General features: G+C 58.9%; 15 protein-coding genes and 2 pseudogenes. 6 read left to right on the top strand and 11 right to left on the bottom strand.

Translation table 11 applies throughout. The features are described from left to right. The first annotated feature begins 29 nt into the window (after positions 1 to 29). Entirely contained in the window at positions 30 to 170 is a 141-nt protein-coding gene (locus ASD52_RS38170) for a hypothetical protein (protein WP_156612915.1), read from the top strand. A 416-nt stretch (positions 171 to 586) separates the two neighbouring features. Here the strand turns inward: ASD52_RS38170 and ASD52_RS05360 are convergent, their stop codons facing one another. The 4 genes and pseudogenes from ASD52_RS05360 to ASD52_RS05350 all read right to left on the bottom strand — a co-directional run bounded on the left by ASD52_RS05360 (position 587) and on the right by ASD52_RS05350 (position 5,335). Continuing rightward, positions 587 to 1,291, bottom strand: a complete 705-nt coding sequence (locus ASD52_RS05360; RefSeq protein WP_057223511.1) for a response regulator transcription factor — start codon at positions 1,289 to 1,291, stop codon at positions 587 to 589. Beyond that, positions 1,281 to 1,703 carry a response regulator gene (locus ASD52_RS39750; protein WP_347369218.1) on the bottom strand — a complete coding sequence of 141 codons (423 nt, stop codon included), beginning with the start codon at positions 1,701 to 1,703 and terminating at the stop codon, positions 1,281 to 1,283. Before ASD52_RS39750 ends, ASD52_RS05360 begins: the two co-directional genes overlap by 11 nt. Continuing rightward, a pseudogene (locus ASD52_RS39745) lies at positions 1,686 to 2,312 on the bottom strand (response regulator); the annotation flags it as partial. The pseudogene ASD52_RS39745 and the gene ASD52_RS39750, both read right to left, overlap by 18 nt. Further along, positions 2,309 to 5,335, bottom strand: a complete 3,027-nt coding sequence (locus ASD52_RS05350) for a PAS domain-containing protein (RefSeq protein ID WP_057209151.1) — start codon at positions 5,333 to 5,335, stop codon at positions 2,309 to 2,311. The gene ASD52_RS05350 and the pseudogene ASD52_RS39745, both read right to left, overlap by 4 nt. Positions 5,336 to 5,954: 619 nt before the next feature. Here ASD52_RS05350 and ASD52_RS05345 point away from each other — a divergent pair. Continuing rightward, positions 5,955 to 9,554 (top strand): PAS domain-containing protein, encoded by a 3,600-nt coding sequence (locus ASD52_RS05345; protein WP_057209154.1) that lies wholly within the window; start codon positions 5,955 to 5,957, stop codon positions 9,552 to 9,554. A 68-nt stretch (positions 9,555 to 9,622) separates the two neighbouring features. Here ASD52_RS05345 and ASD52_RS05340 read toward each other — a convergent pair whose 3' ends face one another. Then, positions 9,623 to 10,030: a cupin domain-containing protein gene (locus tag ASD52_RS05340; RefSeq protein WP_057209199.1), complete on the bottom strand. Its 408-nt coding sequence runs from the start codon at positions 10,028 to 10,030 to the stop codon at positions 9,623 to 9,625. Between the two features lie 406 nt (positions 10,031 to 10,436). Between ASD52_RS05340 and ASD52_RS05335 the strand changes: the two genes are divergently transcribed. Both ASD52_RS05335 and ASD52_RS05330 read left to right on the top strand, forming a co-directional pair. Beyond that, positions 10,437 to 12,737, top strand: a complete 2,301-nt coding sequence (locus ASD52_RS05335; RefSeq protein WP_057216279.1) for a mechanosensitive ion channel family protein — start codon at positions 10,437 to 10,439, stop codon at positions 12,735 to 12,737. A 201-nt stretch (positions 12,738 to 12,938) separates the two neighbouring features. Further along, positions 12,939 to 14,213 (top strand): alpha/beta hydrolase, encoded by a 1,275-nt coding sequence (locus ASD52_RS05330; protein WP_347369217.1) that lies wholly within the window; start codon positions 12,939 to 12,941, stop codon positions 14,211 to 14,213. Between the two features lie 304 nt (positions 14,214 to 14,517). Here ASD52_RS05330 and ASD52_RS05325 read toward each other — a convergent pair. The 4 genes and pseudogenes from ASD52_RS05325 to ASD52_RS05310 form a co-directional block, all read right to left on the bottom strand. Then, a pseudogene (locus tag ASD52_RS05325) lies at positions 14,518 to 14,749 on the bottom strand (LysR family transcriptional regulator); the annotation flags it as partial. Between the two features lie 125 nt (positions 14,750 to 14,874). Beyond that, the gene (locus ASD52_RS39230; RefSeq protein ID WP_063963334.1) at positions 14,875 to 15,333 is read right to left on the bottom strand and encodes a hypothetical protein; all 459 of its coding nucleotides are present in this window, start codon (positions 15,331 to 15,333) and stop codon (positions 14,875 to 14,877) included. Between the two features lie 144 nt (positions 15,334 to 15,477). After that, entirely contained in the window at positions 15,478 to 15,765 is a 288-nt protein-coding gene (locus ASD52_RS05315) for a hypothetical protein (protein WP_057223509.1), read from the bottom strand. Positions 15,766 to 15,767: 2 nt separating this feature from the next. Next, positions 15,768 to 17,561, bottom strand: coding sequence for a chloride channel protein (locus ASD52_RS05310; protein WP_057223507.1), 1,794 nt, complete (start codon positions 17,559 to 17,561; stop codon positions 15,768 to 15,770). Between the two features lie 155 nt (positions 17,562 to 17,716). Here ASD52_RS05310 and ASD52_RS05305 point away from each other — a divergent pair, with 155 nt between their 5' ends. Then, positions 17,717 to 18,136, top strand: a complete 420-nt coding sequence (locus ASD52_RS05305; RefSeq protein ID WP_244494682.1) for a helix-turn-helix domain-containing protein — start codon at positions 17,717 to 17,719, stop codon at positions 18,134 to 18,136. A gap of 230 nt (positions 18,137 to 18,366) precedes the next feature. Here the strand turns inward: ASD52_RS05305 and ASD52_RS05300 are convergent, their stop codons facing one another. Together ASD52_RS05300 and ASD52_RS05295 are read right to left on the bottom strand one after the other, a co-directional pair. After that, positions 18,367 to 19,488 carry an HPP family protein gene (locus ASD52_RS05300; RefSeq protein ID WP_057216286.1) on the bottom strand — a complete coding sequence of 374 codons (1,122 nt, stop codon included), beginning with the start codon at positions 19,486 to 19,488 and terminating at the stop codon, positions 18,367 to 18,369. A 62-nt stretch (positions 19,489 to 19,550) separates the two neighbouring features. Beyond that, on the bottom strand, positions 19,551 to 20,432 hold the full coding sequence (locus ASD52_RS05295; RefSeq protein WP_057209172.1) for a LysR family transcriptional regulator: 882 nt from the start codon (positions 20,430 to 20,432) through the stop codon (positions 19,551 to 19,553). A gap of 48 nt (positions 20,433 to 20,480) precedes the next feature. Here ASD52_RS05295 and ASD52_RS05290 point away from each other — a divergent pair, with 48 nt between their 5' ends. Further along, the gene (locus ASD52_RS05290) at positions 20,481 to 21,221 is read left to right on the top strand and encodes a 5-formyltetrahydrofolate cyclo-ligase (RefSeq protein WP_347369215.1); all 741 of its coding nucleotides are present in this window, start codon (positions 20,481 to 20,483) and stop codon (positions 21,219 to 21,221) included. The last annotated feature ends 8 nt before the right edge of the window (positions 21,222 to 21,229 follow it).

Genomic DNA, 21,229 nt, shown 5'->3' with positions numbered 1-21,229 from the left:
TAATCGGAGCGACGCCGCCGGCACGCAGAATGGGGGAGAAGGCCGTCCGCAAGGGCGGCTGGGACGGCCTTCTGGCGGACAACGTCCGCTTTGCGGCGCGGAGGGGAACGCCGCCGCAGGCCTCGTCCGGCAACACGCTTGAGATGTTGCCGAAGTCGAGTGCACCTTGATTATGCTGGCGGTCGTCCAGGAATGAAACCTATACCGACGTTTCACGCTTGACGATGCTGACTACTTCTCCTTGATCGTGGCTCCGGGGAAGTGTCCCTGTAGACGCAGGTACAGTTACCTTATTTCCAAAGATTGGATACGCAGAGTGACCGGACAGCCGACTGCCAAGCGGCCCGATCATTTCCAGATCACTGATCGGTCACGCCTTGTTGTGGCATGACGCAAAGCCAATTTGAGACATGCATGCACTGCCAAGACACCATCGCCTCGAACGGGAGGCCCGTTGAATGCGCGGGAAAAGCGCTTTCACCGGAGCAGCATTGCTATGAGGACGGTGACCGCCACTCTCGTATTCAACCTGACGGAACGCCGTTCGCAGGCTTGGCTCCGGCTGCCGGCGTCGGACGAGAACGTTTCAAAATGCTTCAGTCGCTCTCTTGGTTAGCCCTGCATCGCGCATCGATCCAGGAAGGCTATCCCAGGCGCGGATAAGTTCACTCAGGGATGCGACTTCCATCTTGCGCATGACGTTGCCCCGATGAAGCTTCACCGTCACTTCGCTGATGCCGAGGTCAAAAGCGATCTGCTTGTTAAGCCGTCCATGCGCCACCTCCTGCAAGACTTCGCGCTCTCGTGGCGTCAGTGTCTCGTGCCGCTCCATGTTGCGTTTGACGAGCATCGTCTCCATCCGCCGCGCCGCATCCAGGTCGATCGCGGTCGTGATTGCATCCAGCAGTGTCTGGTCTCGTACCGGCTTTATCAGGAAATCGACGGCGCCAGCCTTCATCGCCTGCACGGTCATCGGAATATCCCCGTGTCCCGTGAGGAAAATCACCGGTTTCGGGTTTCCAGTTTGTGTCAGGTGACGCTGCAAATCGAGACCGCTCGCTCCCGGCATGCGAACATCCAGGATCAGGCAGCCGGGGCTATGCAGCGTGTCGGAAGCGAGCAATTCTCGGGTCGAGGCGAAGCAGGCTGATTGGAATCCCGCTGATGCAATCAACTCGGACAGTGCCTCACGGACAGAGGCGTCATCATCGACAATGATGACGAGCGGCTGTTCGCCGTCACTCCGGTGCCACGAACCTGTCTTTCGCTGTAGTGACTGGTCAGATTTCATCATTACCCTCCATTTCTGGATCACGCAGGGCGTTGGCGAGCGTAGCAAGCAGAACCTGCGCGTCGAACGGTTTTCGGAAGCAACCACCAATGTCCTGGCCGCTATGCTGTTCGGCAAGCTCGTGACGTCCGGTTATTAGGAAGACGGGCAGATCGGGACGCACTTTCCTCACGAAATCTCGTAGTTCAAACCCGTCCATACCGGGCATGCCAATATCCGTGATAACTGCATCCACGCCAGACAGACCGCTGGCAAGAAACGAGCCTGCCGATGAGAAGCTGCGAGCCAGATAGCCAGCGGACTCCAAAAGATCCTCCAGCGACTCCAGTAGTCTCAGATCATCATCGACAATTGCCACCACCCGCCGATGCTTGGTCATTCTAGGCTTCCCCGCCCTGCGAGAGTGCGTGATCGGTATTTCCAGGCGTTCTGCGATACGCACGAGGTCGGCAAGCGAGGCCGCCTCCATCTTCTGCATCACATTGCGTCGGTGAATCTGCAGCGTCACTTCACTGATGCCGAGCGCGGCGGCCGCCTGCTTGTTGAGAAGACCGCTCACCACCAGAGGCAGAACCTCGCGTTCGCGCGGCGTCAGGTCAAGATAGCGACGCTTCAATTTCCCTGACTCGGCACGCTCTGCCCTCTTTTCCTTATCCAGTGCAATTGCCGCGTTTATGGCGTTCATCAGATCCGCGTCGGTAAACGGCTTGGTCAGGAAGTCTACCGCGCCGTCCTTTATCGCGCGCACGGAGGATCGGATATCACCGTGGCCGGTTATGAACACAATCGGTGGGTGCTCCCCTTCAGCAATCTCACTTTGGAGGTCGAGACCGTTGATGTCGGGCAGTTCGATATCGAGGATCAGACAAGCGGGTGCATCCGGCTTTTCAAAGTTGACATAGTCCCCGGCGGATCCGAACGCCATCGCGCGAATGCCGTGCGAGGCCAGGAGCTCGCAGAGCGCCTCACGAATTCGGCTGTCGTCATCGACAATGAACACAATATGCTCGTCTCTCATCATACCGAAGCATCCACTTTGATCGGCAGCGTAAACGCAAACGTGGCACCCTCAGACTCGTTGTTCTGCGCCCACAACCGCCCTCCGTGCGACTCGATGATCGAACGACAAATTGCCAGGCCCATGCCCATTCCGTTCACTTTCGTGGTAAAGAAGGCTTCAAAGATCCGTTCCGGATACTCGACGCCCGTGCCGTGGTCGCTGACTTCGGTTTGAATCATCCCTGCGACGCGACGTGTGCGCACCTTCACCACCCGATCGGTCGCAACTTCGTCCATCGCGTCCATTCCGTTGCGGATAAGGTTCACCAGAACCTGCTGAATATGCACCCGATCCAGAGCGATCTGTGGAAGGTCGAGCGCGATATCAACGTCGACGCGAACACGACGTCGTAATGCCTCCTCTGCAATGAGATTGATTGCTTCACCAATTACGCTTGCCAGGTTGGTATTGCTCCTCGCTTCGACGGGATGTTTGAACAGTGCGCGGATCCGACTGACGACGTCCGCGGCGGAGTTTGCGTCACGGATGATGCGCTCGGCGGTGATCTTGGCCCGCTCCAGATTCGCAGGCTTGGCCGATAACCAGCGATGGCAAGCGTTGGAATTGGCAACGATTGCGGCCAGCGGCTGATTGACCTCATGCGCGATCGACGCCGACAGTTCGGCAAGGCTTGCCGCCTGGGCAGCGCGAGAGAGCCGTTCTTGCGCTAGCCGCAACTCTTCCTGCACCTGAACCTCGCCATGAATGTCCAGGCAAATGACGTTCCACTGAATGATCCTGTCCTCCGAGTCCCGCATCGCGGCGGCTCTTGTTTCAACCCATCGGTATTCACCATCATAGCGCCGCAGGCGATGCTTGCGCGCGTAGGGCTCGCCGGTTGCAAGAGAATGCGCATATTTCTCCTTCACGCCGGCAACGTCATCGGGGTGCACTCCGGCATCAAGCGTACCGTTCAATCGGGACTTTCCAACGCCGTCCAATTCCTCCAGGTTGTATCCGAGAAACTCTCGGAGCTGCTGGCTGCGATAGACTGGTTCACCATTCGGCATGGCGCAGTCGATCATCGCCGGAAGGGTTTCCACCAGCTGCCACAGCGACCGCTCCCGTTCACGTAGCGCCTCCTCGATCCGCAACTGATCGTCGATGTCATGCGACAGGCCGTACCATTGCAGGATATCTCCATTCTCATCGCGCAGCGGTTCAGCGTTGCTCTCGACCCAACGGTAGACGCCGTCCGCCCGGCGCAGGCGAAACCTCTTGGTGAAGTTCCCGCCGGTTGCGACAGATAATTTAAGCGCTTCCTCGAGGCCGGTCGCATCGTCGGGGTGGACCGCTGCCTTCAGAGTTGTTGCCAGCCGGTCAATGTCTGGCTGCCGTGTATCCGCGGCATTCAAACCAAGAAAAGCCATCATGCGTTTGTTGAAAAAGGTCGGTTCGCCTTGTCGGTTCAATCGCCAAAGCAGGCTTGGGACCATATCGACCAGTTGCGAAAGTTCTCGCTCCCGATCGCGAAGGGCCTCCTGCGCTCGCATCTCGTCATCGATGTCGATCGAGATCGCGTACCAATGCGCGATCGCTCCATTTGGATCGACCAGGGGCTCTGCGCGGCCGTCGACCCAACGATAGGCGCCATCGGCTCGGCGCAAGCGATACTTCATGGAATAAGGCTCACCTGTTACCACTGAATGGCGGACGGCTTTCAGAAGGCGCACGGCATCGTCAGGGTGAACGAGCTTTTCCATCGCGCGGGCCAATCGGCTCTCGCCTTGCCTTTCCAGCTGCGCAAGATCGGTCCAGCCAAAGAAATCGAGCAGGCGCTTGTTGAAGAAGGTCGGTTCGCCCTCGGGTGTAAGACGCCTGATCTGCACCGGTACCATGTCAACAAGCTGCGAAAGCTCGCGCTCCCGGCCGCGCAACGCCTCAACGGTTTTCTTGTAGACATCGATGTCGAGCGCTATGCCGAACCACCCGACGACACGGCCCTGTTTGTCGCGCGCGGGCCGTGCGGCGGTTCTGGCCCAGACATAGCTTCCACTGACACGACGAAAGCGAAACTCGACATTGAAGTCGTCGCCAGTTTCCAGACAACGACGCCATCTCGCCGCGACGTGATCATAGTCATCGGGATGTAACAGTTGCTTCCAGGCGGTATCGCCCTGATCCAGCGAGGTGTTCAGCTGCTCCGGCGTCACACCCAGCGAGCTTTGGGCGAAAGGATGCAGGTAGATCCAACGTCCGGCGGCATCGAATGCCCACCCGTTGCCGAATATGCTCTCGACGGCCCTGGCCGACCGCATCGGCTCGATATCATCCACCGCCGACAGGTCGGAAACCGCCGCTATATGCGGCTCTCTTTCCGTTACCAGATCGTCGATGTCGATGCTGACACTGTATCCTGGCTCTGCGCGGGTCTCCGTCCATCGATACTTGCCGTTTGTCTGGAGTTGGCGGTGCCTGGTGACCTGGGGAACGCCCGTCCAGAAGGCGCGGGCGGCCGCATGAGCGGCCGTCGTCCGGTCGGCTGGATGAATACGGCTCAACGAATGCGGCTGTTCTTGCGTGACCTTCCTCTCCAAAGCCGCGGTTGCGACATCGCCAAACCGCTCGCTGGCAACGGAGGTATCTCCATCAATGAACGTGCCGTACCAACCGAGCACACGGCCTTGACCATCGCGCAAGGGCTGGGCCGAACTCCTGCTCCATCCGTAAGCACCACTTTCACGCAACAAGCGATGCTCGACGTTGAAATGCTCACCCGTTTCAAGGCACCTGCTCCATTGAGAAGTAACGAGCCCGTAATCGTCCGGGTGAATCATGCGCCTCCAACCAAGCAAGCCACCATCTGCCGGCGAACTGAACTCTTCGAGCGTAATCGCCAGGTGCGACAGAACCGCAGCGCTCACGTAAATGATCTTGCCGGACGCATCGGCGGCCCAAGCGTTGCCGACCACGCTCTCGATGAACCGCACAGCTTGCAATACATCGGGCGCGATTTTGCCAGGTTGGTTGAACGCCTTCGTCATTGCCTTCTCCTGCCGGACGAGGAAAGCCTTTGTCAGCGCTCTGCATAGCACTTGTCTTGAGATCAGGACCGGGTGAACTCGTCACTTATCCTATTCCCGCTGCGCCTCGTGTGCACCCTATGGAAATCTATGACAACCGGGTGGTGCAATCTAACCTGTACTTCAGGATAGCTTGGTCTGGATCGTTGCGACGGGGTGGGAGCCGCCGGACAACGAGTTGACCTCCGTTACGTGTCGGCGTCCAGGGTGGCTTCGCGCTCTACCTCACGTTGATCATCGTTCTGGACTCACAAGCGATCCCGAGCCAAGGCGCCGTTTATCGCCCACAAATATCGACGGCCGACCAAGCTAGGCTAGTGGTTTTTGCTGCCTCTGAGCGTAGATTTCGATAGATTGAAACTTTGGCATGAGGGGTAGAGCGGTGGCTAATAAAGCCCAGGCTTTCTCTGTCCGGTTGGAGAAGCCAATGAAATCAACGTTTCGCCCAGTTAGCAAAACCAATTCAGAAGCAGCGCGTACACAAACGCAACACCGAGATGGATCCGAACCAGGATCAAGTGGGGAAGCAGTCGTTGTGCCGCCAGTTGAAAGAGAATCGGCCCGGCGCGATTTTCCAGCAATGCGCCGATGGCGTGGGGTCGGGCTGCACCGCCCGCGGTTCGCGTATCTCGCGCTATTTTTCGCAGCCTATGTGTTGGGATGCGGATTCGCAAATGTGCTGGCGATCGTGCCTGGCATAACTGTTTCGATTTGGCCTCCTGGCGGGGTCTTCGTCGCTACCCTGATCCTAACATCTCCATACAGTTGGCCCTGGTGGATATTGGGGGGCTGCCTGGCTGAGATGTTCGCGCAGATCGTGTGGTTTCACAGTCCGCTGCCTGCCGGCTTTTTGATCTACGTGGGCAATGCCCTGTGTGCTATTGCCGGCGCTGCTCTCGTCAGCCGGGCGACCGGCAAGCCGGTCAAGTTGGAGACCTTGCAGCAGGTCCTTGCATTCGTCGTTTTTGGAGCGGGAATTGCGCCGCTCATAAGTGCGACGGTGGGAAGTGCGACGCTTGCTTGGTTCGGTGTAAAAGCGCAGACTTTCACAGGCGTGTGGCCGCTATTTTGGATTGGAGATGCTACCGGCATCCTGCTCGTTGCGCCACTTGTATTGGTTTTGGTCCAATACTGGCGCAGCAAGTCCAAACTATCTGCCGCGCAGTTGGCAGAAGCCGGAGTGCTCGGTCTGATTTTTTTGGGAGTCGCCGCTCTCTCCCTGAGTGATAACTATCTTCCGTCTCCCTACATCATCCTGCCATTGCTTCTTTGGGCCTCAGCGCGTTTCGAGTTCCGGGGAGCCGCAGTCGCGCTGACACTCCTCGGCTTAATGACGTTGGCACTTACAATATCTGGTGACAGTCAGTTTGTCGGCGAGTCCCAAAGGCAAAGGCAGGTAATGCTGCAGCTTTTCCTGGCGATATCAGCGTTTTCAGCGCTGATTGTCGCCGCCATCTCGCGACAATATCAACTGGCGTTGCTGACTGTGCGCGAAAGCGAGCGCCGCCTTCAGCAATTGATCGATGCAGTCCCAGCGCTCATATGGTGCACAACTCCAGAAGGTATACCCAGCTACCTCAACAAACAGGCCACGGACATCACAGGCATGACTCTCAAGCAGGTGATCGCGCCCGACGGGTCAAGGTCTCTGACAGACATTCATCCAGACGACCGGCAATCAACAGATGAGGCACTTAAGCGCTCGTTCGAGACGGGCGCGTCATTTGTGGGTAGGTATCGCCAATGCCGAGCGGACGGACCCCACAGATGGGTTGAGGCGCGCGCCGAACCATTGCGCGACGAATCCGGCACGATCATTCAGTGGTATGGCGTGTCTGTTGACATTGAAGACATGGTGAGGGCGCAGGAGGCCCTGAGTGAACGAGAGGAGGAGCTCTCCCAGCTTGTCAATATGGTTCCAAGCCACGTTTGGCGTCTGACCCCTTCGGGCGAACCAGCATTCTTCAACAAACGCATGATCGACTTCCTTGGCTTGAATGTTTCAGATACGCTCAAACCGGGTATGACGCGGTTAGCCGCCTTGGTGGAGGCATCCGTTCATCCGGAAGACGCGGTTCCGTTCAACGATTTGCTTTCCCGCGCGCTCGCCACCGGGGAAGTCTTTGCCATGCGATACCGTCTGCGCCGGGCGGACGGCGTTTACCGCTGGATGTCCAGCCGCGCCGAACCGCGTCGGGATCAGTCCGGGCTTATCGTCCAATGGTACGGCATTTGTCATGACATTGACGATCAAATGCGTGCCCAAGACGCGTTGCGCGAACGGGAACGCGAGCTATCGCTGCTTGTGGACATGGTGCCGGCTTTCATCGCACGTCAGGCTTCAGACGGAGCGTTGACGTTCTTTAACAAGCGGTTGGTAGACTTCCTCGGGCTAGACGTTGCGCATGCGGACAAGTTGGGGATGAGGCGCGTGACCGCCATGATCCAAGCTGTCGTCCATCCCGACGATGTTTCCCTGGTGAGGGAGAACGCCACACGCGGCTTCTCGACAGGCGAACCCTTCTCGAATCGATATCGTATGCTTCGCGCCGACGGTGAGTATCGCTGGATGGACGGGCGCGCCGAGCCGTTGCGTGATGAGCGCGGGACGATAATGCAGTGGTATGCGGTCGCCATCGACGTCGATGATGAAGTGCGCGCGCAGCAAAGGTTGTACGATCGGGAGCGAGAGCTTTCGCAACTGGTGGATATGGTACCCAGCCCGCTCTGGCGGTTGACCCCAGAAGGGGAGCCGGTCTTCTTCAACAAAAGCTTGATTGAATTCCTGGGCCATGATGTTGGAGATGGGCGGCGCAAAGCATTGGCCGCTGCTCTTGTGTCTGCGATCCACCCAGATGACATGACAGCGCTTGAAGCATCACTGAACAAGGCACTTGCCACTGGCGAGAGCTTCTCCGTGAACTATCGCATGCGCCGCGCCGACGGCCTGTATCGCTGGATGTCTGGCCGCGGAGCGCCTCTGCGGGACACCGGCGGGCGCATCCTGCAATGGTTCGGCATTTGTCACGACATCGACGATCAACTTCGCGTCGAACAGGTCCTGCGCGAGAGGGAGCGCTCGCTGCGCCAACTTATTGAAACCTTGCCCGCAATGGTCGAATGCACGGGGCCAGACGGCCATCCGGTCTATCGAAGTGAGCAGCTTTGCGATTTCCTAGGATACAAACTTGAAGCGCCGGTCGGATCGGGAGAGCCGCGGCCGTCCGCAACGCTCAGTGCCGCTGTCCATCGTGAGGATATGCCCCTCGTCCGCGAGAACCATGAGCGCGCATTGGAAAACGGCACCCCTTATGCGCAGAAGCATCGTCTGCGGCGTTCGGATGGTGAGTACCGCTGGGTGGAAACCCGAGCTGCACCCATGCGAGACACCGACTCTTCGATTATTCAATGGAATGTTATCTGCCTGGACATCGATAGCGAGGTCAGGACGCAAGAGGAATTGCGTTTGACGCGAGAGGGCCTGGCGCGAGCATTTCAGGCGGCAAGCCTTGCCGAACTTTCCGCTTCGATCGCCCATGAGGTGAACCAGCCGCTGGCAGCGATCGTGGCAAACTCGCACGCATGTCAACGCTGGCTCACAGCCGACCCTCCAAATCTTGAGCGAGCGCAAAAGACGATCGGACGCATTACGCGCGATGCAAACGCTGCGGCTGATGTTGTGAGCCGTATCCGCGCATTGTTCAAGCGATCCCTGGAGACCGAAGCGAGCGCCACCCCCCACGAGGTCATCGCGGAGGCCCAGAGCCTGATGGCCGACGAGGCTGCACGACGTCGTGTCCGGATCGAGGTGAACATTGCGAACGAACTTCCGTTTGTTCCTATGGATCGCGTTCAGGTCCAGCAGGTGCTGGTCAATCTGATGAGAAATGGCATCGAAGCCATGACATCCTCGGATGCGCCCAGGGTTCTAGGTCTAAGCGTGTATCCGATGGACAACGCGGTACAGATCGCGGTGAGCGATCTGGGCACAGGCGTGGAGTTCCCGGACAGGATCTTCGAGCCATTCTTTACAACGAAGCACGACGGCATGGGCATGGGGCTGGCGATCTGCCGTTCGATAGTCGAATCACACGGTGGGCGGCTTTGGGCGGAGAAAAACGAGCCGCAGGGCACCATCTTTTTCTTCACATTGCCGACTGAGCCAATAACAGTCGCTTGAGGCGCGACTTACATGGAGTTATATCGCCGGTCTAGAGGAGCCGCACCTCGGCCCCGGCCGTTAGCGGCCTACTTTGCCGGTGTTACGAGCTCCGTTTCGGCAGTATCAAGAACGAAGACAGCCAGGATCTTTGCTGGCTCGCTATCGCTGGCGTTCGCGCTTACGCGGTGATGGTCGCCGGGAACTTCGACCCAGTTTTCGCCAGTCTTGTATACCTTGATTTCGCCGTCGTTGATCTGGCTCTTGATGCTGCCTTCGATTACCGTGGCATAGATAAAGGCGCTCCTGGGATGCGTGTGTGAAGGGTTGTGACCACCAGGGCCATATTCGACCAGAACACCGCGCATGCTCTTTCCTGGCACGTTGGGAAGCGCTTGGTCGAACACCACTGAGACCTTGGCATTATAGGGCTGGTCCGAGGCTGCTGCAGGTGTAATCAGCGCCGCAAACATCAAGCCAGTCGCCAACTTTCGCATGAATATCTCCTCCTGCTTCATATTCGATTAATCTCGGGTGCGATCGTATGCCCGGCGCTCCGAAAGGAGGAGCTATACGTAGGTTGGTGGTGTTATGCATACGTGCCCGCCCCTGCGGCCGGGCGTAATCAAACATTGCACGTTGTTGCTCGACCAGCCGGGATTGGGCAGCATCAATGGTTTCGGCAGCTGGCATGAGCCTTTGTTGCCGGCGCGACAATGCCAGACCTCAAACTCGACGCCACGCACGCCGCGTCGCCCTATACCAACAGACAATTGGAATTTTAACACGTTGTGTCAGCTTACGTCAGACTGGCGCAGCGCGGCTCGAGACAATTCGGAAAAAGCGCGCGGCGCCTCTTCCGAAACTGCGTCCGTTCAGTTGGCTTTCGAGGGTTAGATTTTCATGTCAGATAGCCCGCTCAGCCGCTGTTGGTTGCTGGCAAGCCTCGCGCTCCTCTTCGCCCTTGGCAGTGCCCATTTGACGCTGGCCCAGATGCCACCGTCCTCGATCACCGTCATTCTCACACCTGATCAGAGTGCCATCGAGATCGAACAAACGCTGGGCGCCGCCTTAAAAGTCGGCGGGTCGGTGACTGTCGAATGGCGCGACGAGTCAAATGAAAATGCAGGCTCCGGCAATGCGACAATACCCGGCACTGGAACGAGCGAGACAACGCCCCACATTGCACCTTCCGCCGACACGGACGAAAATGAGATATCGGCCAGGACGCTGCCAGCTTTTCAAGCCGCGGATTCAGTGGAATCCTTCGACAGCGTTTCCGGCCACCTTCTCAATGGGCTGCAAATCGGTTTTGCCGGCATCTACGGTATCGGTGGGGCGATGGCAGACGTCGTGGCGGGGATCCATGCCGAGGGATGGTCGGTGATTTCTGTTGCCACAACTGCCCTCTGCGCCATCACGGCTGGCCTCGCCGCAGCACTGGCCAGCCGCCTCCTCATGAACCGGCTTTTCGGTGCATCGGTTGAGGTTGTCGACGGGCTGCACCGTGTGCGGGCCTCGATGATCAGACTCTGCTTCGATATCGCCTATCTCGCGCTCCTTGCAACCGTCGCACACGGCGTCATCAGGGTCTTCCTAGGGCGGGGGACCGCTTCGGCTGAATTGGCTCACGCTGTCGTCACCATCGCGCTGATATCGGCGGCCTATATTGCGGGCGCCCATTTCCTCTTCGCCCCGACACGCCCTGCAATCCGTCTGCTCGATATCGCCCATCCCCGCTTTCACGCCAACATGCTGTCAGCTTATGGCGCGATGGTCGCCGTCGTCAGCGCCAGCGTGCGCTTTGCCCACCAGCGCGCACTAGACCCGGTCGCCATCGACGGCTGCTTGCTGACCGGCGTCACGGCGCTGACATTCGTGAAGCTCTACTGGTTCATCGCCGGCGCCCGCGATATCCGCACGCTGTTTGCCGGCTCGAATCCCGGACATTTGCGCCGCGCCATCGCCTTCGGTGTGCCGGAATTCTATGCGCTGAGCGCAATGGTACTGTGGCTAATGACCGCCATCGTCGCCGGCAGTCCGCACAGCGCCGCCTGGAGCTTTGCCGGCGGCGCCACACAGATCATCCTGCTCGCCCTACCGATCCTGGCCTTCGGGATCCATTCGTTAGCCGGAGCCGCCGCCGCGCGCCGCCGCACGCTGACCTCCTCGCCGCTTCATGCGGCGATCTCGGGCAGCGTGCAGACGGCGCTTGCCGGCGCTATCTGGCTGATCGGCCTGCATGCCATCATCGGCCTGTGGCGGCCGGTAATGGACGGGCACGAGACCTCTGGCGCCGTCGGCTGGATCGCCGTCCTCGAGCGCATCAGTCTTGCGATCGTGGCTGCCTGGGTCATCTGCAGCTTCCTGTGGAAGAGTTTCGAGGCTTTCTCACCCTCCGTCCGCGTCGCGATACCCGGCGACCAGGAGGACGACACGGATGCCCACCAGCGAAGCCGGCTCGCGACGATCCTGCCGCTCATCCGCAACCTCATTTTCGGTGGCATCTTGGCCGTCACCAGCCTCGTCATTCTCTCCGCCCTCGGCATAAACATCGCGCCGCTGCTCGCAGGCTTCGGCGTGCTCGGTCTAGCCCTTTCCTTCGGTTCACAAACGCTGGTAAAGGATGTCGTCTCCGGCATTTTCTTCATCGCCGACGACGCCTTCCGCGTCGGCGAATATGTCGAAAGCGGCAAGCTCAAGGGGACGGTCGAGCGGATCTCGCTCCGTTCCCTGAGGCTCCGCCACCAGAACGGTCAAGTGCACACCGTCCCCTATGGCCAGCTTCAAGCGGTGACCAACTACAGCCGCGACTGGAGTACGGTGAAGTTCGAACTCAAATTCGAGCACGACGCCGATCCCGAAAAGATCCGCAAGACCATCAAGAAGGTCGGACTGGCCATGCTCGAAGACCCGGAAACCGGCGGCGAGTTCCTCGTGCCCTTGAAGATGCAGGGTATCCAGGACGTGACCGAAAACTCTCTCGTCGTCCGCCTCAAGTTCACCGCGCGGCCCGGCAACCCAAGCATACTCCAGCGTGAGGCGATGAAACGCCTTCTTCCTGCATTGCGCGAAGCCGGCCTCGACCTTGCCTCGAACGCTGTCACCGTTCGCTCTCGTGCCGCCGGTATTGTTGAAGCGGAGGCTGCGGCGGCAAACATGACGCTGGCCAGGAAGCCGGTAGAAATCGAGGCGGCTGTGTGAGGCATGTGTCGCCGTGCCGACCTGGTCGCCGCAGTTCACGAAGCTACGATCACCTAAGCGCGCCGGAGCGGATTTACGCAGACACCGTAAATGAATCGAAGGGGAAAACATTTGGCAAACTGCTATCGCGTTGCTGAACGTGGGCTTGGCCGCAAGTTGACCAGCTCTTCCGAACAGCTCGGGTTGATTTTTTGGCGGGCCATGGCAGTGTTCGTCTTCCTTTTCTGCCTCGCTGGTTGTTTAACGCAGCGCGTGGAGCTTGCAACGCTGCCCAAAACTGTGTCTCCCACCTCGCAAAGCCCTCAGACCGTTCACGCAAGTTCCGAAACCTTCGACCTCCTCTACGTTACCGATCGCGCACGTGTAGCCGCTTCGGAAAGTGCACTGGCTTATGGTGCCGAAAGGGCCAGTTTCTTGAGCTTTGGCTCGGTGTCGATCACCCCGACACGTAGCTCTCTCAGCAGCAAAAAGCGGTTACGTGCCAGCGCGTTTTCCGAGACCGGACGGTTTCCGGCGACACCCTACGGCGTCGAGGCGACCGCAAACGGGCTACGCCGCCCTCCGGCGGCACTAGCGGCCCACGACCAGGCCGCCGCATCCCTACAGGCTGAAGTCGCTCGTCGTCTCGCAACAGCCGATCGTAAAGAAGTCGTGGTCTTTATTCACGGATACGGTAACAGTTTCGACGACGCCGCGCTCGCGACTGGCGAGATTTGCAGGTCGCTGCAGAACCAGTTTGTTTGCGTTGTCCTGACGTGGCCCGCGGGAGGCTCCGGCGGCTTATTTTTCGGTTACAATATCGACCGCGAGTCGAGCGAATTTTCAGTCGCGGACCTCAAGAAAGCCATCCGGATCATCGCAGAAACACAGGGTGTCGAGCGACTTCACCTCATGGCCCATAGCCGCGGAACCGATGTCCTCGCCAGCGTGATCCAGCAACTCGGCATTGAGGCTTATGTTGGCCGATCCTCGATATGGCAGCGTTTCAAAATCGCGAATGTGGTATTTTTCGCTCCCGATATCGATCTCGACGTGGCTTCCTCCAAGATGTTCGCGTGGGTATCGGATCCAGACCTGGCCTTCGGCAGCATATCAAGGCCAAGCGAGATCCCGCCTCAGGGCCCTCTGCATCTTACGGTCTATTCGTCTCCAGGTGACAAAGCGTTGGGGGCATCAACACTACTCTTTGGCAGCGCCTTGCGGCTGGGGCAGCTGGCTGTTGATAGGCTGCCCAAGGACAGGAGCGAGGCGGCGAACAGGTGGGCGGGGTCGCAGATGGGCGGTTTGGTCGATTTCATCGAGTTTTCGGGCGGCGGGTTGATTGGCCATAGTTATTTCTTGTCTGATCCGGCTGTTAAGGCGGACTTCGTTGCGCTCATCCGCGATAGAGTGAAGGCTGGCGATCCAGGTCGGCAAATCGTCGAGATCAAACGCCCTTTCTGGCGAGTAACTGATGTCCAGCAGGCCTTGCGATGATCGCTTTTCCGAACTTCGAAGCGATCTGCGGTAGGGCAGCGTCGTGCGGGGCGCCGGCTAACGAATCTCTTCTTTTGAGCGGAGTAGAACGACGGGCCATCGCTGACAGCCCAGGCCGGAAATGAGCGGATCGAGCGGCGGCAGCAGCGTAAGCCAGAGCCCGTTCGCGCGCGATTTGACCGGATAAAAGCCTCGTCTCGGAGGATCAGCATTGCAACGGCGGGGATCCGGGAAGCCCGGTCAAGCCGATCCGTTTGATTGAGGGACCCGAGACAACGAGGTTTTCGCCACCTCGCCTATCACTTCCCGCTCTGTCCAGAGCTCGTGCTATATCGATAATGTCGTCTCTGGCGGCAGTCGGTTCATTATTGGACCAGGCGACCCAAGCCCGATCCTGAATTCGCCCCCCTCACCTTTCTCAGTTCGAAATTGCCGTTGGGAAGATCAAGCGTCCATTCCGGGGCAAAGCCGATACCAAGAACGGCCGAGACGAGTGACACCAGCGAGAAGGTGTTGCACCAGGTATGGACGACGCTCTCGACCGCCGTTTCCATCGGTCGGTAGAACCGCGTCAACTTCGCGGTGGGCCGCTACAAGGTCGGCCAGCGTCTCGTCCGCGTCACGGATGATGACACACCCTGTCTTTGTACAAAGTTCGAAGTCAGGGATTTCGCGTTTGATTATCTCTATTTGGTCGTATGCCTGTCGCCTTTTCGCTTGCCTTCATCATTCGCGCTAACCGGTCCTGCACCGCTTGCGGCTCGTTGAAAATGTAAAGTCCCTCAAGGGCCTGGCGGAGTGTATCGTTAAAGGGCATGTAGGCTTCAAGGTGATCGAGCAACCAGTGGCTCATCATATCTTCGAAAGGGCCGACACCGAGTTGGCGAATGGCTTTATCATGTTCCGGTAGGCGGGCTTGCTCCAGGATGGCCATCACACGTCTGAGTTTGATCTCCGGCGGGCCATCATAGGTAGACCAGTGCCACTCCGTAGGGTCTGCGAGATAGCCTTCTGTATAAACTTGGGGATCCAACGCCTCGCCGCTACGCGCATCGCTCCTATAATCGACAGGTACCCAAGATAGGTCATTGGTAAGGTCAAAGCGGGTCGAGCGATTCATGAGACCTCCAAGGGATTGCGTGTTGATTGCAATGTCGAATCAGGCGTTATTCCGAACGGTTTCTAGTTAATCGCTCAACCAGCGTCACCCAGATCCGGTGAGAGGCTGAATCCGATTAACTGGCGTGTCAATGATGATCCGCCATCACATCCCGCTCGTTCGGACGCCAATCCTCAACAGATCTCGCGCTTCGATCATCTTACCCTTCAGATCCTCGATGCCGATCTCGTCCCAGGTAAAAGCAGTCCCGCTGTTCGCGTGATCGAGACCTGAGCGAGCCGATGTTTCCGCCCCGACGGAGAAGCCAAGATTGGCGTTCTCCAGGTCGCGGAAGATGTCGAGGTCGAACTGCTCATGATAAGCAGCTCGGTCCGGGCCACGGTGTCTGGCGAGAATGCGTCTGCACAACGCGATTGCTGGCTGTCTCCGCACAATCACGTCCTTCCGATGTATGGTCGTCGCTCCAGTTCAGCAGATTTCTGGGTCTGCCTCAGCCGGAGAAGATCTTTTCGCGCGATGAGACCGACCAGGCTTCTGGAAGTCGGATCGATAACGGGAATTCGGGCGACGTCGCTCGCAATCATGATATCCGCGATGTGGCCAACGGTATCATCGGGGTGCCCGATCGGAATCGATGTGTCCGATATCTTGTCTTTCAACAGTTCGACGCCGACGTCAGGCTCCCGCTGCCACCGCAGCGCGTCGGACCGGGACACGACGCCGATGAGCGCGCCATCGCCATCCACGACCGGATAGGTCCGGTGCGCTTCGTCCGTTAAGGCGAAATGCATGCAGACGTCCTCTATGGACATGGTTGCTGCTAAGGTGTCGACGGTGTTGACCATGATGTCGCGGGCGCGCGTGGACTCGAAGGGATCAACACCGTATTCGCGGGTAATGTGCTGTCCCCTGCGGGCAATTTTTTCCGTCAGTATGGAACGCCGCAACAAGAGCACGGTGACTGCATAAGCAGCGATCGTCGCGGACAACAAAGGAATAAGCGATTCAAGGTCGCCCGTAATCTCGATCGCGAAAAACGTTCCGGTGAGTGGGGCACGCATTGTCCCACCCATCATCGCTGCCATACCTAGGAGCGCCCAGAACCCCGGATCTCCTGGCAGTGCCAGGCCGAGCAGCCATCCCAGCGCGCCTCCCAGGATCAAAAGCGGTGCAAGCACGCCACCTGACGTACCGGATGAGAGCGCGATCAGCCAGATAAAAGCCTTGACTAGGAGAATGGCGACCACCGTCGAGGTCGGGATGTTGTTATGCAGCAATCCTTCGATGACATCGTAGCCGACGCCCAGCGCACGAGGTTCCACCAGTCCGCCAAGTCCAACGGCAAGACCGCCAAGCGCCGGCCACCACATCCAGTGGATCGGTAGCCGTTCGAAAAGATCCTCGACCTTGTAAAGCAAGGTCGTGAGGAGACCCGATTGAAGACCGGAGGCAACACCCACCCCCGCACAAACGAGAATACCCCACCAGGGAAGGCTCGTCTGGAAATGAGTTGGAAACAGCGGACCGTTGCCGAACAACAGCGGACGCCAGGTTATGGCGACACAGACCGAAACTACGACGGGAATGAAGCTACGGGGTTTCCATTCAAACAAAAGCAGCTCTACCGCAAGCATGACGGCGGCAACCGGTGAGCCGAAAATCGCCGTCATACCCGCTGCCGCGCCAGCAACCAGTAACGTTTTGCGCTCCGCTGCACTCAAGTGGAAAAACTGCGCAAACAGCGAACCGATCGCGCCACCGGTCATGATGATCGGCCCTTCGGCCCCGAACGGCCCTCCCGTGCCAATCGAAAGTGCCGACGACAGTGGCTTCAAGACGGCAACCTTCGCCGACATGCGGCTGCCGCCAATAAGGATCGCCTCTATCGCTTCGGGTATGCCGTGTCCTCGGATCTTCTCCGAGCCGAAGCGTGCCATCAGGCCGATGACAAGCCCGCCGATGACAGGGATCAAAACCATCCAGGGCGAGAAGACGACCTCGGCAATGCGAACCTCCTCGGTGCTCACCCGCCCGAACCAGATGATATTGGTCACTAGGGCTATCAGGTTGACGAGGAGCCAGGCCGCAAGGGCGCCCCCAGTACCGATAATCAGGGCCAGGCCGATCAGCAGAAGCACGCGCCGGTCCGTTGTGAAATCGCCAGCTTCGCGGCAAGCAATGCCACCCATAAAATCGTGTCCGTGCGGGTGGGAGAGTTTTGATGGCATCGAGAGACCTGTTGAGACGCAGAATGGAGGGCGACAGCGCTATTATATCGCACTACGATATAAATCAAGTCGAAGTTGGCAGGCTGTTCCTGGGCGTGTATGGACGAGGCCAGCGGAACACTTTGGTGCGAACGGTGAAAAAAAAGAGAGATGAAATCACTGACGCCGACTACGAGGCCCTTGCCAATCTGCGCTACATCTTGCGCCGGTTTTCGGAGTTTTCGACGTCAGCTGCTCACCAGGAAGGGCTTCCCAGTCAGCAGCATCAGGCCCTGTTGGCCATAAAAGGCGATCGTGGGGACACACCCATGACCGTCGGGCTCCTGGCGGAGCGCCTCCTTATCGCACCGCACACCGCATCCGAACTTGTCGAGCGACTGGTCTTAGCCGGCTATGTCACGCGTGCGCCCGATCCTGCCGACAAACGCCGGCAGACACTCGCGCTTACCACCCGGGCTGCGGACGTCTTGAAGCGACTGAGTACCGTTCACCTGATAGAGATCCGTGATATGGCGCCGCGCCTGATAGAGCTGCTCAGCGATCTCCAGGCCGAAGATCCTTTTCCCGAATCCTGACCATGGCGTGACTGGTGCCTCGCATGCAGAACGCTTGGGAAGAAATGATTCAAGGACAGGCGTCTCCGCCGGCCGGCAGGCAGCCATGTTTTCTTGATTTGCTCTCCGCACTTCCGCTCACCAATGTGCTTCGAATTTAATGAAACCTGCGGGCTGGGTCCACGGCTGGTTTGCCGTATAACTGCATGACCTGAAAAATAGAGGAGAGAGACTTGCCGTCGGCAATGGCGTTACACTGCCACTCGGCCCGCAATTTCGCGGTCGGGGATTGCCTTCGCTGCGGCTGCAAGCAGGTCGGTTTGCGAAATCAGCCCCAGAACACGACTATGATTGTCAACGATGATGACGGCGTGAATTGTGCCACTGGTCAAGGCGGGCAGCAGGCTCATCGCCCGATCATCGGGGCCGGCGATTACGGGAACAGCGAGATGGTCCGACAGCAGGACGTCAGGGTCTGAAAGCTCCCTGAGCCCAACGGTGCCGACGAGCCGGTTGTCGATGTCCTTGACTGGCAGGACGCGAACATTGTGCTTGAGCAAGAGCGAGCGCGCCAACGCGCTGTCGTCACTGTCCCGGACGCTGATGACGTCGCGCGACATGATATCCCTGCACAGAATATTCGACGTCGCGCGGATCGCAGCCTGCAATTCGACCTGCCTCAACAACCGTTCGAGATCGTCCCGGGTGATATCGAATGTTTCCTCCAGCGCTTCGAGTGCAGCGTCGACGTCTGCGCCCGTGAAACCACCGCGCCGATCCGAAGGCGGATCAACCGTCTGATGCGCGTTTGCAACGGGCACCGGAACATGTGGATAGTTGCGTCTCGCCACTTTGTGGAACAGCACGCCAAGCCCGACCAGCAGGCAGGAGTTCAGCGCGACGGGCACCAGCGGGAACAAAAGCCCCCAACTTGCAACGACCGGCCCACCAAGCACCGCGGTCAGGGCCGCTGCACCGCCTGGCGGATGGAGGCAGCGGGCAAACGACATCACAGCGATCGCGAGCGCGACGCCGATACCCGTCGCGATCAGCGGATCGGGCACCAGCATCGCCGACAGGACGCCGATAAAGGCCGAGATCGTATTGCCCCCGATAATCGACCAGGGTTGAGCAAGCGGGCTGGCCGGCACGGCGAACAGGAGAACGGCGGATGCACCCATGGGCGCCACGATCAGAGGAAGACTGGCACCGCCACCAAAGACGCTGCCGCTGATCATGCCGGTCAGCAGAATACCAACGAGCGCCCCGAGGCAGCCAACAAGGCGCTCGCGCAGTGTCGCCCCGGCGAGAATTGGCACAAAGAAACGGCGGGGCGGCTTTGAAGGAGGCACGATGTTGGGTGAAGCGTCCATGGAAGTTTCCGTTTTTGGCAGTGCATGTAAGAATCGGTCCAGCCGGCTGCCAGCCGAGAAGGTCAGTGTGCGTATGAGCCGAGATTGGCCAGCATCGCTTGATGCAGGATCTCGACCGCCGGAGAGCGTCTGTCCTTGCGGCTCACAAGCAACGTCTCAACATCGCGCAACGGGTATATCCTGACCGCCCCCCAGTCCATGAGATCAAATACGGATCTCGGCACCACGCCGATCGCGTCGCCGGACGCGACGCTCGCCAAAATCGCATGATATGAAGAGACTTCCGTGGTTGTAATCGATCCGGCTGACCTGGTCCATTTCTCCGCCATGCGCCGGTAGGTGCAGCCGGGCTCAAGCGCCGCAAGGGAAGCAACGCGCACGTCCGCAACCGTCGCGATCGGCGGGTGGGACGCCGGCAGCACGATGAGAACTTCTTCCCGGTATATCGGCTCAGCGTCAAGATCACCGGGCAGGTCTGACGGCGCATCGACAATGTCGATCGGCATCCGTGCGATCAACGCGCAGTCGATTTCCTCGGCGAGGACGGCCCGGGTCAATTCCTCTGACGATCCCATTGTCAACCGCACGGAGATATCCGGGTGAGCCAGGTTGAACGCCTGCAGCACCAGGGGCAGGCGCGCGGCAGCCGTGCTTTCCATAGTGCCTAGACGGAGCGTATTTGGCATGCGCGTCGGGTTCAACGCACTGCGTGCCTCCTTCCCAAGCGCAATCAGACGGCAGGCATATGAGCGAAACAGGCGGCCATCCCGCGTGAGGGTCATCTTCTTGCCTTCGCGACTGAAGAGTTCAACGCCCAGCTCTTCCTCAAGTGCGCGAATGCGGTTCGTCACGTTGGAAGGCGCGCGTTCGGCCGCGACGGCAGCGCGCGTCACGCTGGCATGCTCGGCGACAGCGAGAAAGATTTCAAGGCTCGTGAAGTCCATTTTAGCCTGCAAGAAGAATGAAACTGCCCTATTGTTCTTGAAATCGGAATGATAATCAAGGCGACCGCAGGAACTGAATTTCGAAACTTCGCGAGATCAGGAGAAAGGCAGACGATCATGAACCGGAACAATGAGGACGACATTCCGCCGACCTATTCGTCTCCCCCATGTCTCATGAGCGAGGTAGATGCTGCATATATGGGACTCGAGCAGGCAAACCCAGCTTCGACCTATGTTTGGCGCCACCAACAGCGTCAAGTGCTCATCAATGCAAGACAAACACGATCTGCCGCGGAACGCGCCACGTGGACGCAGGCTATCCAAGCAACGATTGATGCACTCTTGCCCGACGTTGAAGGCAAGGCGATCGCTCTTTACTGGCCGTTTCGGGGCGAACCGGATCTACGTCCCTGGATGAACGCGCTTGTTGCCCGTGGCGCCAACTGCCTGTTGCCGGTGGTTGCCGCAAAAGCGCAGCCATTAAGCTTTCGATCGTGGCGACAGGGTGAACCGCTGGAAAGGGGCGTGTGGGGCATACCGATACCGGCCGCCGGGCAGGATATCAAACCCTCGATCGTGATCGCACCTGTGGTGGGTTTCGACGAAGGCGGTTTCCGTCTGGGCTATGGCGGCGGTTATTATGACCGTACACTCGCCGGTCTCACACCAAAGCCCCTTGTGATCGGGGTGGGGTTCGAATTGCAGAAGATGGAGAGTATCCGTCCGCAATGGCACGACATTGCCATGAACGCGGTCGTGACCGAGGTGAGGACGCGGTTGCGAACATGAGGTCAGTG

The organism is Ensifer sp. Root142 (assembly GCF_001426785.1).
GTDB lineage: Bacteria > Pseudomonadota > Alphaproteobacteria > Rhizobiales > Rhizobiaceae > Ensifer > Ensifer canadensis.
This window is presented reverse-complemented; position numbering and strand designations above follow the sequence as displayed.